Source organism: Planococcus sp. CP5-4_YE, from assembly GCF_019042655.1.
GTDB lineage: Bacteria > Bacillota > Bacilli > Bacillales_A > Planococcaceae > Planococcus.
In genome coordinates this window covers 358,154-373,968 of record NZ_JAHPZO010000003.1, presented here as the reverse complement: position 1 = coordinate 373,968, position 15,815 = coordinate 358,154, and the positions used below count along the sequence as shown (strand labels likewise).

Below are 15,815 nucleotides of genomic sequence, written 5' to 3'. Positions count from 1 at the left end.
CAAAGGAGGAAATTTACATGACGAATACATTGATCGACGATTTAAACTGGCGCGGGCTTCTGTACCAGCAAACAGACGAAGAAGGAATGGCGGAAGTGCTGGAGCAGGAAAAGATTTCATTGTATTGCGGAGTTGACCCGACGGCCGACAGCATGCACATCGGCCATATCGTGCCGCTTTTGACTTTGCGCCGTTTTCAATTGCACGGCCATCGTCCGATCCTTTTAGTGGGCGGGGCAACCGGTATGATCGGGGATCCATCTGGACGCAACGAAGAACGCCAATTGCAGTCGACAGAACAGATTGACCGCAATGTCGATTCTATTAAAAAACAAATGGAACAGATTTTTGATTTTCAGACGGAGAACGGGGCGAAAATGGTCAATAACCGTGACTGGATTGTCGGCATGAGCGTCATCGAGTTCCTGCGCGATTTCGGTAAATTGATTTCCGTCAATTACATGCTGGCGAAAGATTCGGTGGCATCGCGTCTCGAAGGCGGCATTTCATTTACCGAGTTTTCCTATACCTTGATCCAGGCAATCGACTTCAACCATCTCTACAATGAATACAATTGCCGCGTACAGATCGGCGGGTCAGACCAATGGGGTAATATCACCTCAGGCCTTGAAGTGATCCGCAAGACGCACGAAGAAGAAGCGAAAGCGTTCGGCATCACAATTCCGCTCGTGACGAAAGCGGATGGCACAAAATTTGGCAAGACAGCGGGCGGCGCAGTTTGGCTCGATGCGAAAAAGACTACCCCTTACGAGTTTTACCAGTTCTGGATCAACACGGCGGACGCAGATGTCGTTAAATACTTGAAGATTTTCACCTTCCTCGAAAGACAGGAAATTGAAGCACTTGAAAAAAGCGTTGAAACGGAAGCGCATCTTAGAAAAGCGCAAACCGTCCTTGCGGAAGAAATGACTAAGCTTATCCACGGAGAAGAAGCGCTCGCGGATGCACAGCGCATCACGAAAGCATTGTTCAGCGGCGACCTGAAAAGCTTGAGCGCTGACGAAATGAAGGCGGCTTTCAAAGACGTACCTTCAGTCGAGATGGCGAAACAAGCGAAGCCGATCGTTGATTTGATCGTTGACGGCAAAGTGTCTCCTTCAAAACGCCAAGCGCGTGAAGATATCACGAACGGCGCGATTTCGATTAACGGCGAGAAAATCCGCGACCTGGAATACGTGGTTGATGAAAAAGACCGTTTGGATGACGAGTTCGCGATTGTCCGTCGCGGTAAGAAGAAATACCATATGGTCCATTTCGTCTAAACACACAAGCCGCTTGCATATGCAGGCGGCTTGTTGCGTCCGGGAGAAGGTTTAACGCCCACTCGACGGGGAAAGACAATCATTAGACACATGAACAGGATTCTGAACCATTAAAAGGAGGACGAAGAATATGTCACGAGTGGTCGGAGCATATGGTACTGAAATGGAAGCAGTAGAAGTTATAGAAGATTTACAGCGGCAGGGCTACCGGAATGAGGATATTTCGGTGCTTAGTAAAGATAAAGGCGACGTAGAACGCATCACGGAAGAAACCGGTACGCAGGCTGGTGAAGGAGCAGCGGCTGGCGCAGCTACAGGCGGAGCACTCGGTGGAATCGGCGGTATCTTGGCCGGCCTTGGGGCGCTAGCGATTCCTGGCATCGGGCCAATTGTGGCAGCAGGGCCAATTGCAGCTGGTCTTGCAGGTGCAGCAGCGGGAGCGGGCGTCGGTGGGATTGCTGGTGCTTTAATTGGCCTTGGCGTGCCGGAAGATGAAGCGAAAAGCTACGAAGAGCAGTTTAATGAAGGGCATATTCTTGTGCTAGTGGAAGACGATGAAGCACAGCAACCCGACCGCAACGATACGGATACGCTTACAAAGAATGAAGACCCATTGATTGGAACGCAGCGATCAACAAATATTCGCGGTGATGCCGGTTCAGGCCGCGACAAGCTATAATTTTCGGTACATAAAACCCCCGAGGCGCTTTCTATGCGCCACGGGGGTTTTGTGGTTTGAAGCTATACATGTGATTGCTTTTCCTTAATGAATGAAGGAAGGCGGAAATCCTCGAAAGCCTGTGGATGGACAAGCTTGCCAAGCTTGATGGCTCCTTCGATCAGCCTCGGCGACGGACGACAGAATAAAGCCTCTTCCATGACATGGATCTGTTCGATCGCTTTCATCGATTGCCAGTCCGGCCTTTTCAACACCAGTTCCGGCTTCACTTTCGAGGTCATGATACCGACCCAAGCGAGCAAGATAAAGTCCGGGTCGCGATCTTTTACTGCGTCCCAATCTGTTTGGATATTTGCGGTTTCTTCGTCTTCGAAACAATTGCGGGCGCCAACTATCCGGCTGATTTCACTGAGCCAATTGATGCCGCCTGGAGTGAAGACTGGTTTTGGCCACCATTCCCAGTACAGGGAAGGGGAGGAAGTTGCGCTATCCCCACGTTTTTTAAGTTCGGCGATAGCCTCGTCATATTCTGCCAGAACTGCTGAAGCGTCAAAATGGATGGCTTTAGCTACCTGTTCGAGATCATCGCGGATGTCCGTCAGCGATTGAGGGTCCAGAATGAGATGGGGAATCTTGCGTTTATCGAGCTCTTCAATATTTTTTTCCATACCGGGCACGCTAAGCGATGCCAGTACGAGATCCGGCTGCAAAGCTTCGACTTCATCCATGCGGATGGATAGATCCGGTCCGAGGCGAGGTAGCCCTTCGATGCTCTTCGGCCAGTCGGAATAATCATCGACACCGACCAGCAAATGATCGGCATTCAAAAAAGCGAGCAATTCGGTATTGCTTGGGCAAATGGATACGATGCGCATAAAGACGCCTCCTTTATATGGCTACAGTGTAGCATAGCTGGCAGGATGAATCGACGAAACCTGCCATCTTTCAATTTGAAGGATACAAAGGCTGGTCATGGATTAATTGCCATAGAAAAAACCCTCCAGGCGAACCTGGAGGGTTTTCATCAATCGATTAACGTGAGTAGAACTCAACGATCAATTGTTCGTTGATTTCAGCAGACAATTCGCTGCGCTCTGGGAAACGGACGAATGTGCCTTCTTTTTTGTCAGCGTCGATTGAAACGTATTCTGGAACGAAGCTGTTCACTTCGATCGCTTCGTTGACTACATCAAGGTTGTTGGACTTTTCGCGGAAAGCGATTGTTTGTCCTGGTTTCACGCCGTAAGACGGGATGTCTACGCGTTTGCCATCAACAAGGATGTGGCCGTGGTTTACCAATTGGCGAGCTTGGCGGCGAGTGCGCGCAAGGCCGAGGCGATAAACAACGTTGTCAAGGCGTGTTTCAAGCAAGATCATGAAGTTCTCGCCGTGTTTGCCTTCCATTTTACCAGCTTTGTTGAACATCGTTTTGAACTGGCGTTCGTTAACTCCGTACATGAAGCGTAGTTTTTGTTTTTCTTGCAATTGCAAGCCGTATTCAGAAACTTTACGGCGTTGGTTAGCACCGTGTTGACCTGGTGCGTAAGGGCGTTTTTCGAGTTCTTTACCTGTGCCGCTCAAAGAAATTCCAAGGCGACGTGACAGTTTCCATGCTGGACCTGTATAACGAGACATAATGAGTCTCCTCCTCTAATTTGGTTTTTAGAGTAAAATAAAAACCAGATGTATTCATGCTGCAAGCCATTTTGTTTTCATGTACCTTCGCTCAGCAGCCAAGAGTTACGCGATACACCTCCGCAGAGGAACAAAATGGGCAAACCCGCACATACAACTGCTGCGATTATTTTACACAAAGGCTAGTATAACCGAAAGTAACTGTGTCAGTCAATGAATAATAGACAACAAGTGCAGAAATGGCACTTTCTTTTTTTATGTCCTCAGAGTAAAATGAAGATAGTTATAAATGTAAGCGCTTTCTATTTTTTAGCGAGGGGTGTATGAATAATGAAACGAAAGAACAAGTTTGAAACGGCCGTGATCCATGAGGGCTATGACAGTTCTGTGCATCATGAAAGTTTGGCTACGCCGCTTTATCAGACGTCTACGTATGCGTTCGCAAATGCCGAACAAGGAGAAGCCCGTTTTGCTGGGCAACAAGACGGAAATATCTATTCGCGTCTCGGAAATCCGACGGTGCGTGTTTTAGAACAGCGTATGGCAGAGATCGAAGGCGGAGAAAGCGCGCTGGCATTTGGGTCGGGGATGGCTGCAGTCAGTGCGATCCTTGTCCATTTGACGAAAGCCGGTGACCACGTGCTGTGTTCGCGTGGGATTTACGGCTGCACATTCGGCTTATTGGAAATCATGGAAGAAAAGTACGGCATTACGCACTCGCTCATTGCGATGACGACTGAAGAACAAATTGAACAGGCGATCCGGCCGGAGACGAAAGTCATTTACGTCGAAACGCCGATCAACCCGACAATGGAACTCGTCAATTTACGTGCGGTTGAAGCCGCCGCCAAAAAGCATGGCTTGCGGGTCGTCGTCGATAATACGTTCAGTTCGCCGTATTTGCAGAATCCACTCGAGTTCGGTGCGGATTTTGTGCTCCATAGCGCGACCAAGTATTTGAACGGCCACGGCGATGTCGTCGGCGGCGTGCTAGTCGGAGCGGATGCAGAAGAGATGCAGTTGATCCGCATGACCGTCCAGAAAGATTTCGGGGGCATCATGTCGCCATTCGATGCCTGGCTGTTGATCCGTGGATTGAAGACTTTGCATGTACGGATGGACCGCCACATCGATAATGCGGAAAAGATAGTCGCGTTTCTACATGGCGAACAGGCAGTCAAACGTATTTTGTATCCATTCGATGCTAATCACCCGCAAGTATCGATTGCCAAAGACCAGATGCGCCGCGGCGGCGGATTGATTTCATTCGAGCTAGAAGGCGGGGAAAAACAGGCGCAGGAATTTTTGAATGCCTTGTCGCTCATTAAGATTGCCGTAAGCCTCGGGGATGCCGAAACCTTGATCCAGCATCCGGCAACGATGACCCACGCGGTCGTGCCTCCGGAAGAGCGGGAGCGGATGGGCATCAGCGATTCACTTGTGCGCTTGTCGGTCGGGCTTGAGAACGTCGAGGATTTAATGGCCGATCTGGAGCAAGCTTTCGCTCAAATCAAATCCAATTTGCAGGAAATCTAAAAAAGATCCCGGCAGACTGTCTGCCGGGATCTTTCGTGCGTTTAGATGTGCTTCAATAAGGTTTCTGCAAATTTTTCAAGCCCGATGCGGTCTTCTTCAGTAAAACGGGCAAGTTCCGGGCTGTCGATGTCGAGTACGCCATATGCTTCACCGTCTTTGAATAGAGGGATGACAATCTCTGAGCGGGATGCAGCATCGCAGGCGATATGGCCAGGGAAGGCGTGGACATCATCGATGAGCATCGTTTCATTTTTGTCGATGGCCGTGCCGCATACCCCTTTTCCGAACGGGATGCGGACACAAGCCGGCATTCCCTGGAATGGGCCGAGTACAAGCTCGCCGTCTTCCATCAAATAAAATCCGACCCAATTGATGCGGTCAAGGAATTGGCCAAGCAATGCAGAAGCATTCGACAAATTGGCGATGCGGTTCGGTTCGCCTGCAAGAAGGGCGTCCAATTGTTTATTGAGCAGGTTGTATTGCTCTTCGCGTGTGCCGCTGTAAGTGGATGTAGCAAACATGGAATCATCTCATTTCTAAAAGTTTCTATTTAATAGTGTTCAGTATAAAAGCGATCTGCGTATTTGTGCAAGCCTTCAGCACTATGGGCATCGGACCCGAAGACGAGCGGTATGCCTAGTGTACGTGCATATGAGATATAAGGCTCCGGCGGATAGAATTCCAGGCAGCCTGGTTTTGACAGCCCCGCGGAATTGACATCCAGTTCATAGCCATGTTCTTTTATCATTCTGAGGATTTTACGGATGCGCGCATCGTCATCGATTTGTTCCTGATGGACATGCTGGAATTTATGGCATAAAGTCGGATGGCCGATACGCTTCGGTTTATGGGGCCCGAGGTCTGCCAATATGGAAGCTTCGACCGTATCATAATACAGGTCGTAAACGGCTTGTACAGAACCCATATCTTTTGCAAGGTCCATAAACACTTCCGCACTGAAGTCAGAGCAGATCCAGCGGTCTTGATAGCGCAGAAAATGGACCGACAGAATGGCGTCGTCCAGTTTTGGCCCTGCTTGTTCGAGCAGTTGGGCTGTCTGCCTTTCGAAACCTTGGATAAAATCCACTTCCAGGCCGTTGCGGATCCGCATGCCTGTCACGTGAGCTTTCGCCTGATCGAGCGCCTCGAAATAGGCAGGCAATTCGTCCATTTCCATGCCGCTGTCTTGATCGGGTGTGGTATCCGTAAAGCCTTCTGGTAAAGGGGCGTGTTCGGTAAAACTAATATCCAAAAATCCATTTTTTTCTGCTTTTTTGATATAGGAACGGAACGAATCGTTAGTACCGTGCGGACAGAACGGTGTATGGATATGGCCATCTCGTTTATTCATAAAGTTCACCATCTTTTCAATTTGATAAAATTATTCCCTGTTTTCTTCTAATTTGGCAAACAAAAGAGTAGAATACATGTTAAAATAAAAGAATCATTAAACATACTTATGTAACCGGTAATGTATTTGGAACAGGGGGCTAAATGACTTATGATGGAGTATATCATCATTGCGGTCATCATTCTATTGGCGCTGCTTATTATTGGCATGGTGTTTCGAAAAAAACACAATGCGGAAATCGAGCGTCTGGAACAACTGAAACTGCAACTAAAAGAGAAACCAATTATGGAAGAACTTACTAAAGTGAAACAATTGAACTTGAATGGCCAGACAGAGGAAATGTTCGAGCGCTGGCGCAATAAATGGGACGAAATCATGGATGTCGACATCCCCAAAATAGACGCAACACTTTATGATGCAGAAGAATCGATCAAGCGCTTTAACTTCCCGAAGGCCTCCAAGCTTGAAAAACAAGCTGAAGTGAAAATAGACGACGCTGACCAGCAAATCGCAGTCATTTTCGCGGAGCTGGACGAGTTGATCGGCAGTGAAGAGAAGAACCGCAGTGAAATGGATCTGATCCAGGAAAAATACGTACGCGCCCGCAAAAACCTGCTCGCGCATAAGGCCTCATATGGCGCAGCCGCTGAGCCTCTCGAAAAACGCCTAGAATCATTTGTCCAGCGCTTTGAGGAATACGATCAGCTGACAGGTGAAGGCAATTACTTAAGAGCACGTGAGACGGTCATAAATTTATCGGCTGACAGCATGGAAGCCTTCATGCTGGTGGACGATATCCCAATGATGCTGACGGAAATCGATGACAAGATCCCACAGGATTTAACGCAACTACGCCAAGGTAAACAAGAAATGGAAGAGCAGTCGTATTATCTCAACCACCTTGGGTTGACAGAAAAGATCGAAGAAATCGAACAAGAGCTGGCTGTCTTGAAAAAACAGCTAGAAACTTTGGAAGTAACCGATAGCAAGGACCGTGTCGACGAAATTAAAGACCGCATCGATGCCATGTATGACCTGCTTGAAAAAGAAGTGGCGGCAAAACATTATATCGACCAGCACTTGATGGATACGGAACGCCACCTGCAAGTGGTCGCCCGCGACACCCAGGAGCTGGAAGAAGAAAGCCGCTACGTCCAGCATAGCTACAAAATTACGGATCAGGAAGCGGCAATTCCGAAAACCTGCCTCGAGAAAGTCGAGCAGCTTGCGAAGCGTTTCGAACTATTGGCGAATCGACTGGAAGAAGACCAATCGGCCTACTCAAGCCTCCAGGACGAACTGATGCATATCCGCGAAGATTTAACCATCGTCGATTCCACACAGATGGACTTTACCGACGCATTGAAAAACCTGCGCGTCGAAGAAAACAAAGCTCGCATTCATGTAGAAGAACTGAGACGCCGCCTTCAGGAAACCGATCGCATGCTGCATAAAGCGAATATCCCCGGCATTCCGGAAGATATGGATGTCCGCCTCGAAGAAGCGGAAGAGCATTTGTTTGTCGCCATGCGCGCGCTCCGCGAAGTGCCGCTGAATATGAAGCTTGTCGATAATTATATGGAACAGGCAGAAACCAGTATTACGGATGTGGAGATCAAAGCGAAAGAAATGGTCGAAAATGTCTTGCTTGTGGAACGCATCATCCAGTATGGAAACCGTTACCGGAAGACGAATCCACAGCTTCATGCCCATCTTTTGGAAGCGGAAGAATCGTTCCGCCAAATGCGCTATACGAAAGCGCTTGAAGAAGCGGCGACAGCTGTTGAGAATTTCGAACCCGGTTCGATGAAACGTATTGAAGTGCTCGTAAAAGATAAGGACTAAGAAAATAACGAAACCACCAGCAGACGAGCTGGTGGTTTTCTTTTCGGAGGGATTGCAATGATTTATTTGGACAATAGCGCAACAACCGAACCCGACCCACAAGTGCTCGAAACTTATGTGAAGGCAAGCAGCCGCTATTTCGCGAATCCGGCTTCGCTTCACCGGTTGGGAAATGAAGCGGAAGATTTGCTGGAATCGGCACGCAGCCAGATCAAGGGGCTGCTCGGTTATGAGCGGATCATTTTCACGTCAGGCGGCACAGAAGCAAATAATTTGGCAATACGCGGAGCTGCCTATGCCAATAAAGGAAAAGGGCGTCACATCATCTCGTGTAAAACTGAACATCCATCGGTTCTCGAACCGTTGAAGCAACTGGCACAAGAAGGATATGAAATCAGCTTATTGTCAGTAGACAAGACGGGAGCGATTGATCTTGAAGAGTTTCGCCAGACGCTTCGCGAAGATACGATTCTCGTCAGCCTGATGCAAGTCAATAACGAAGTCGGCACAATACATCCACTGGCAGAAGTTCGAAGCATGCTTAAAAATCACCGTGCGCTCTTCCATGTTGATGCTGTGCAAGGTGCCGGCAAGTTGCCTTTGCGTCAAGAAGAGAAGCCGGATCTGTTGACGATATCTGCCCATAAGCTGCATGGCTTGAAAAACAGCGGGCTGCTGGCAGTGAATAAAGCGGAACTCGAACCGATCCTGTTCGGTGGCGGCCAAGAAGGCGGACTCCGCAGCGGGACTGTCTCGGTTCCTAACGCTGCGGCACTCGCAAAAGCATTGCGCCTTGCCACACCAAACCCCAATCACCTAGAATGGAATGCGGAATTGCGTTCTTTTTTCTTACACTATAAAGATTTGTACATTGTCAGTCCGACCCGCGCTGCGCCGCATATTCTAGCGGTCGCCATAAAAGGTGCGCGTGGGGAGACTCTGGTTGGCGCCTTGCAGCAGGAAGGCATCATTGTCTCCACCTCGAGCGCGTGTTCTTCCAAGAATAAGCAAGCAAGCCATGTTATCGAAGCGATCGGCTTGCCTCGCGAATACCAAGACGGCACGATCCGCATCAGCTTTGGCGCCATGACCACCTACGAAGACATTATCAAACTGAAGAAACGTTTCCATAAAGCGCATCAATCGATCAAAGGAGTCGAACAATCATGAAAACCAACCAAATTCTTATCCGCTACGGCGAGCTATCGACAAAAGGCCGCAATCGAAAAGCATTCATCTCACGGCTCCGCAATAATATCCAAACTTTATTCGCAGGCACGCCGACATTGCGCATCAAAGCAGAACGTGACCGGATGTTCCTGTTCTGCGACGATGAACAAGGCATGGAAGATATTTTGTCTCGCCTGTCATATGTATTCGGTATCCAGTCGTTCAGCCCTGTAACACAGACCAGCCTGGAATTGGATGATATGAAGCATACCGCTTTGTCGATTGTCAGTAAGATGGACACAGCGGACAAGAGCTTTAAAGTTTCCGTTAAACGGCCAAACAAGGAATTTCCTTACGAAAAACCGGAGATCATGCGCACAATCGGCGGTTATGTACTCGGCAACACGCCCGAACTGTCAGTCGCGATGAAAAACCCCGACATCGACTTGAATGTCGAAATCCGCCAAGACGCCGCTTATATGATGGCTGAAACGATCCAAGGCGCAGCCGGCTTACCGATTGGCGCTGGCGGCAGGGCTCTCTTGATGCTGTCAGGCGGCATTGACAGCCCGGTAGCTGGATATCAAATGCTTAAGCGGGGCGTACGGCTTGAACTGATTCATTTCTTCAGCCCGCCGTTTACGACCGAGCGCGCTAAAGAGAAAGTGCTCGATCTCGCGGAGAAATTGAGCGGCTTCGGCTCCCCAGTCACCTTACACATCATTCCGTTCACCGAAATCCAGCAAGAAGTCCATAAACAAGTACCGGATAATATCACCATGACATCTACCCGCCGCATGATGATGCGCATAGCAGATGCTGTGCGCGCAAAAACCGATGCGAAAGCGATTATCACCGGTGAAAGCCTCGGCCAAGTCGCCAGCCAGACGCTCGAAAGCCTTCAGGCGATCAACGCCGTGACGACGACGCCAATTTTGCGCCCGTTGATTGCGCAGGACAAACTTGAAATCATTGAAACGGCGCAAGCAATCGGCACATACGATATTTCCATTCGGCCATTTGAGGATTGCTGCACAATCTTCACGCCGGCCAACCCGAAAACGAAACCGAAAACGGATAAAGTGGAGCATTACGAGAGCTTTGTATCGTTCGACGAAATGATCGATCGAGCTGTAGCAGAACGCGAGATCATCGAATTCCCAAGAAATAAACAACAAAGTTTCGAAGACTTGCTGTAATCCTATGCATTCGAAAAGCCCAGCCAAGAACAAGCTTTCTGTTCTTGGTTGGGCTTTTGTTGTGACATTAATTCGTTATTCTATTAGAACAATCACTTGAAATATTGATATTGGTTTTGGAAGGAAATGAATGAAGTCAAAGGGGGGGAGCTAGAAAATCCTTAAGATTTAAGGTTTGATTGTTTTAAATAATTATTTTGAATAATTAAATATTTATTGTATAATAATATAAGAATAATATCAGTTCATTGGCAAAGGGGAGATTGGAATGAAACGCGAACAATTGTTGGCACCTGAAAACTATAATTTGGTGGAGGAATTCGAACGTTTTGCAACAGGAGATGGGCGCAAAGCGATCATTTGGGAAAACGACAAAGGGGAAAAGAAAGAACTTACATATGATGAATTAATCCAACAGGCGAACCGTGCAGCGAACAGTTTCGAAGCGGCAGGGCTGAAAAAAGGCGATGTGGTATTGGTCATGGTGCCTCGCCTCATCGAAGCCTATGTAATGTACACAGGGGCATTGAAAGCAGGACTCGTGGTCATTCCAAGTTCGGAAATGCTGCGGGCGAAAGACATTTCTTACCGCCTGAACCATAGCGAAGCCAAAGCGGTCATCGCGTATGAACCATTTCTGAGCCAATTCGAGGGAGTCGCAGAAATGGAGGGGCTGACGAATTTCGTCATCGGCCAAGGATCGGATTCATGGATTTCGTTGACGAACGAAATGGCTTCGGCCTCTGATCGTTACGATGCGGCACCAACCAAGAATAACGATATGGCGTTTCTGTCCTATACGTCGGGGACAACCGGCAACCCAAAAGGCGTCGTCCACAGCCACGGCTGGGCTTACGCGCATTTGCGCACTTCAGCAGAGCATTGGCTTGGTGCAAAAAAAGGCGATTTAGTTTGGGCAACGGCGAGCCCGGGCTGGCAAAAATGGATTTGGAGCCCGTTTCTCGCCACGCTCGGGAGCGGAGCGACGGCATTTGTCTACAACGGCAAATTCGACCCTGCACTATATTTGGAGTTGCTGGAACAGCGGAAAATCAATGTGCTGTGCTGCACGCCGACAGAATACCGCCTGATGGCGAAACAGCAAGATTTGGCAAAATACGATTTAAGCGTGCTTCACAGTGCCGTGTCGGCCGGTGAGCCCTTGAATGCCGAAGTGATCGATGTGTTCCGCAAGCATTTCGATTTGGACGTGCGCGACGGCTATGGGCAGACTGAAAACACTTTACTTGTCGGCACGATGAAAGGTACAGATGGGCGTACAGGCTCGATGGGTAAACCGACGCCAGGCAACCGGGTGGAAATCATCGACGACAATGGCGAGCCTTGTAGAGTTGGAGAAGTCGGGGACATCGCTGTGCACATCGAGACGCCGGCTCTGTTCAAGGAATATTTCAAAGACGCCGAGCGGACGCAAATGCAGTTCCGCGGTGATTATTATGTGACGGGCGACAAAGCGTCAAAAGACGAAGACGGATTTTTCTGGTTTGAAGGCCGCGGCGATGACATTATCATTTCCTCAGGCTACACAATCGGGCCGTTCGAAGTGGAAGATGCACTCGTCAAGCATCCTGCCGTGCAAGAATGTGCCGTCGTTGGTTCGCCAGACGAAATCCGCGGGACGATCGTAAAAGCATTCGTCGTCTTGACTGAAGGGCGTGAAGGCGGAGAAGAGCTTATTGCGGAACTCCAAAACCATGTAAAGGAATTGACCGCGCCCTATAAATATCCGCGCGCGGTCGAGTTCCGCAGCGAGTTGCCGAAAACCGCATCCGGCAAGATTCGCCGCGTCGAACTGCGGCAAGCCGAAAACGCAAAAAAATAATATTTTAGCCAAAAGCCTCCGTATGTATCGGGGGCTTTTGCTGTATTTACTTTCCAATAGGCCAGGCATATAATGGGTCTATTATTTCGTGAATAAAAATATTTTAAGAATGGTGCGCGATGCGAAGATGACTGAAGAAAAAAAAGGAACATTGCTGACGATTTTAACTTATACGATTTGGGGATTTCTCCCGATATTCTGGAAGCAAGTCGACCATGTGCCCGCTGATGAGTTATTGGCGGGGCGTATTTTTTGGGCGTTTTGGCTGACGCTTGGCTTTATTGTGCTGACAGGGGGCGGCAAGCGCTTTATGGATGATATAAAGTCTTTATGGAAGTCGAAGAAAACCTTCTTTCTTCTTATGCTTGCTTCCTTCCTCATCTCCGCCAACTGGTTTTTTTATATTTATGCTGTGACCAACGACCGAATCGTTGAAACGAGCCTCGGTTATTACATCAATCCGTTGATTTCGGTACTGCTCGGTTCGTTCTTTTTAAAGGAGAAACTGTCGCCTGCAGTTAAAATTGCGTTCGTTCTTGCCGCAATCGGCGTCTCGGTCATCACGATTTCCTATGGGACGCTGCCTTGGCTGGCTCTCGGCATGGCATTTAGCTTTGCATTTTACGGATTGATCAAAAAGACCATCCGATTAAACGCACTTAGGGGACTCGCGATTGAGACGATGTTTGTGCTGCCGTTTGCGACCGCTTACTACGTCTATTTGTTTTCAATCGACCGCGCAGCATTTCTGCATAGCGGGGTGTCGACCGATCTGCTCGTCGTCCTCAGTGGATTTCTGACGGCGGTGCCGCTGTTATTATTCGCCATGGGTGCACCGTTGATTCCACTGTACATGATCGGCTTCCTTCAATATATTGCCCCAAGCCTGATGCTGTTGATCGGCGTCTTCCTTTACGGTGAGAAATTTGGCTTGATATCTGTCATTTCCTTTTCGTTCATCTGGAGTGCCTTGATCTTGTTCACCGGCTCGAAAATCGTTGAGGCGAGGCGGACAAGAAAAAATCGCCATTTAGTTAGGGCTGAATTTAGCGGAAAATGAAACATTTTGAATGCTATTGCGTATAGTTAAAAGGAATACTTAAGGAGGGAACTGAAACATGATGAACACAAAACGATGGATTGCTTTAGTGGCTGCTGCCGCATTGCTGGGGATATCACTGGTCATTAACTCGGCCTTTTCAGTGCTGCAGTCGGATTTCACTTCAGGCTTTGACGATTGGACAGGAATGGAACAGACAGCTTTAAATGAACAAGTGGTGGAATCCGGCGATGCGTCCAATCGGATTGCCGTATTGAATGTCGACGGAGCGATTCAAGACACAGGGGATTCTTCCTTGTTTGCCGCTGCTGGCTATAACCATGATTTGTTCATGGAGCAATTGCAAGCAGTTAAGGAAGACAGCAGCGTCAAAGGTGTTGTCTTGCAAGTCAACTCCCCTGGTGGAGGGGTCGTTGAGTCTGCTCAGATCCACGATAAGATTAAGGAAATCCAAGAGGAAACCGGAAAGCCGTTGTATGTTTCGATGGGTGCAATGGCTGCATCAGGCGGTTATTATATTGCCGCTCCGGCTGAAAAGATTTTCGTCAGCGAAGAAACTTTGACAGGTTCGATCGGCGTAATCATGCAAAGCGTCAATTATGGTGAGTTGGCAGAGCGCTACGGCGTAGATTTTGTCACCATCAAATCAGGCCCATACAAAGACATCTTGAGCCCGACACGTGAAATGACTGATGATGAACGTGCCCTTTTACAAGAGATGCTTGATAGTTCTTATGAAGAATTCGTTGATGTCATCGAAGAAGGACGCGATATGACCGAAGCGGAAGTGAAGGAATACGCGGACGGGCGCATCATGAATGGACGCCAAGCAGTTGAAGCGAACCTGGCGGATGATTTTGGTTTTGCAGAAGATGTCATCCAGGCGATGCGCGACGATTTCGATCTAGCGGATGGTCAAGTTTTCGAATACGGTGCCGGTGATGATTGGTCTTCCTTGTTCGCAATGAAGGCTGGATCATTCTTCGGCATGGATATGGAAACGAAGTTCATCTCGGATATGCTGTCCCAAAATAGTGGCCCGCGCATGATGTATCTATACGGTGAAAATTAAGGAGGTGGAGAAGCATGACTGATCACGTCAATAATGATGCGGCGGAGCGAGCGGCTGCAACTCCGCCGGTCCGGCCGGAAAACGATAGAATCCTTTTTTATGAACGCAAGCCGGCTGGTTTCTGGATGCGCTTTTGGGCGTATTTGATGGATATCTTGGTCATTTCAGCAGTTTCTTCTATTTTAATCCGCCCACTGTTTGCGCTCTTTGGGTGGGAGACGGCTGAGACGGCATGGTACGCCCCTTATGCGATCTTGACAGCAATTGTCTTTTACGGCTATTTTGTCTTGATGACCAAGTTTTTCGCGCAAACGGTCGGCAAGATGATTTTCGGCCTGCGCGTGGTTTCATTGAAAACAGAGCGTTTATCCTGGTCTACTTTACTGTTCCGCGAATGGATCGGCCGCTTCATATCGGTGACGATCTTGCCTTTATACTGGATTGTCGGCTTTACGCCATTGAAGCAAGGCGTGCATGATTTTATTGCGGATACGACAGTGGTTCACGAGGAATCCTACCGGAAACAGCAGATGGCGAGGAAACGGCTGGAAGGGTCTCAGTTGCAAGAGAGTGAAAGCATTTAGTATGATGAAGGTAATCTGAAAGGGAGGCGTTGCAATTTGGTACAAATCACATTCAAGCAAAACCCTGTAACATTGCCAGGCAATGAAGTGAAAGTGGGCGATCAGGCACCGGATTTCACGGCGCTATCGAACAGCCTGGAACCGAAGTCTTTGGAGGATTTCAAAGGCAAAGTGCTATTGGTTAGTGTCGTGCCATCGCTTGATACAGGAGTATGTTCTGATCAGACGAAACGCTTTAGCGAAGAAGCGGCATCACTCGGAGAAGACGTCGAAGTACTTACGGTTTCCTGTGACTTGCCATTCGCGCAGAAGCGCTGGACAGAAATCAACGGTGTAGATTCAATTACAACATTGTCCGATCACCGCGACTTGTCGTTTGGTGAAGCTTACGGCTTGACGATGCAAGAACTGCGCTTGTTGGCACGTTCCATTTTTGTAGTCGATAAAGACGGCAAAGTGGCATACGTGGAATATGTGTCAGAAGGCACCGATCACCCTGATTACGACAAAGCACTCGAAGCAGTTAAGAAACTGACAAACTAATACCAAGAAACCCAC

At 48.6% G+C, this 15,815-nt stretch carries 15 protein-coding genes; 11 read left to right on the top strand and 4 right to left on the bottom strand.

The genetic code is table 11. The features are described from left to right. Positions 1-17 precede the first annotated feature (17 nt). Complete coding sequence (gene tyrS / locus KTG14_RS06235) at positions 18-1,283, top strand: tyrosine--tRNA ligase (RefSeq protein WP_216970114.1); 1,266 nt, start codon at positions 18-20, stop codon at positions 1,281-1,283. A 130-nt stretch (positions 1,284-1,413) separates the two neighbouring features. Continuing rightward, the gene (locus KTG14_RS06230; protein ID WP_216970113.1) at positions 1,414-1,962 is read left to right on the top strand and encodes a general stress protein; all 549 of its coding nucleotides are present in this window, start codon (positions 1,414-1,416) and stop codon (positions 1,960-1,962) included. A 62-nt stretch (positions 1,963-2,024) separates the two neighbouring features. Here KTG14_RS06230 and KTG14_RS06225 read toward each other — a convergent pair whose 3' ends face one another. Further along, positions 2,025-2,837, bottom strand: coding sequence for a cobalamin-binding protein (locus tag KTG14_RS06225; protein WP_216970112.1), 813 nt, complete (start codon positions 2,835-2,837; stop codon positions 2,025-2,027). Positions 2,838-2,994: 157 nt separating this feature from the next. Next, positions 2,995-3,597, bottom strand: a complete 603-nt coding sequence (rpsD, locus tag KTG14_RS06220; protein ID WP_216970111.1) for a 30S ribosomal protein S4 — start codon at positions 3,595-3,597, stop codon at positions 2,995-2,997. 330 nt (positions 3,598-3,927) lie between these two features. Here rpsD and megL point away from each other — a divergent pair, with 330 nt between their 5' ends. Further along, complete coding sequence (gene megL, locus KTG14_RS06215; RefSeq protein WP_216970110.1) at positions 3,928-5,133, top strand: methionine gamma-lyase; 1,206 nt, start codon at positions 3,928-3,930, stop codon at positions 5,131-5,133. 41 nt (positions 5,134-5,174) lie between these two features. On the opposite strand, the gene KTG14_RS06210 is transcribed toward megL, so the two are convergent. Together KTG14_RS06210 and hisJ are read right to left on the bottom strand one after the other, a co-directional pair. Continuing rightward, entirely contained in the window at positions 5,175-5,654 is a 480-nt protein-coding gene (locus KTG14_RS06210; protein WP_216970109.1) for a GAF domain-containing protein, read from the bottom strand. A gap of 29 nt (positions 5,655-5,683) precedes the next feature. Continuing rightward, positions 5,684-6,484 (bottom strand): histidinol-phosphatase HisJ, encoded by an 801-nt coding sequence (hisJ, locus tag KTG14_RS06205; RefSeq protein WP_216970108.1) that lies wholly within the window; start codon positions 6,482-6,484, stop codon positions 5,684-5,686. Positions 6,485-6,634: 150 nt separating this feature from the next. Between hisJ and ezrA the strand changes: the two genes are divergently transcribed. From ezrA to tpx, 8 genes are all read left to right on the top strand, one after another. Beyond that, entirely contained in the window at positions 6,635-8,329 is a 1,695-nt protein-coding gene (ezrA, locus tag KTG14_RS06200) for a septation ring formation regulator EzrA (RefSeq protein WP_216970107.1), read from the top strand. A gap of 57 nt (positions 8,330-8,386) precedes the next feature. Beyond that, complete coding sequence (locus tag KTG14_RS06195) at positions 8,387-9,499, top strand: cysteine desulfurase family protein (protein ID WP_216970106.1); 1,113 nt, start codon at positions 8,387-8,389, stop codon at positions 9,497-9,499. Continuing rightward, entirely contained in the window at positions 9,496-10,698 is a 1,203-nt protein-coding gene (gene thiI, locus KTG14_RS06190; protein ID WP_216970105.1) for a tRNA uracil 4-sulfurtransferase ThiI, read from the top strand. Before KTG14_RS06195 ends, thiI begins: the two co-directional genes overlap by 4 nt. Before the next feature lie 268 nt (positions 10,699-10,966). Continuing rightward, a complete protein-coding gene (gene mbcS, locus KTG14_RS06185; RefSeq protein WP_216970104.1) occupies positions 10,967-12,541 on the top strand; it encodes an acyl-CoA synthetase MbcS in 1,575 nt (524 codons plus the stop codon). Between the two features lie 127 nt (positions 12,542-12,668). After that, complete coding sequence (gene rarD / locus KTG14_RS06180) at positions 12,669-13,601, top strand: EamA family transporter RarD (RefSeq protein WP_216970171.1); 933 nt, start codon at positions 12,669-12,671, stop codon at positions 13,599-13,601. 61 nt (positions 13,602-13,662) lie between these two features. Beyond that, positions 13,663-14,673, top strand: a complete 1,011-nt coding sequence (sppA, locus tag KTG14_RS06175; protein WP_216970170.1) for a signal peptide peptidase SppA — start codon at positions 13,663-13,665, stop codon at positions 14,671-14,673. 14 nt (positions 14,674-14,687) lie between these two features. Beyond that, a complete protein-coding gene (locus KTG14_RS06170) occupies positions 14,688-15,257 on the top strand; it encodes an RDD family protein (RefSeq protein ID WP_216970103.1) in 570 nt (189 codons plus the stop codon). A 36-nt stretch (positions 15,258-15,293) separates the two neighbouring features. Further along, positions 15,294-15,800: a thiol peroxidase gene (gene tpx / locus KTG14_RS06165; protein ID WP_216970102.1), complete on the top strand. Its 507-nt coding sequence runs from the start codon at positions 15,294-15,296 to the stop codon at positions 15,798-15,800. Positions 15,801-15,815 lie beyond the last annotated feature (15 nt).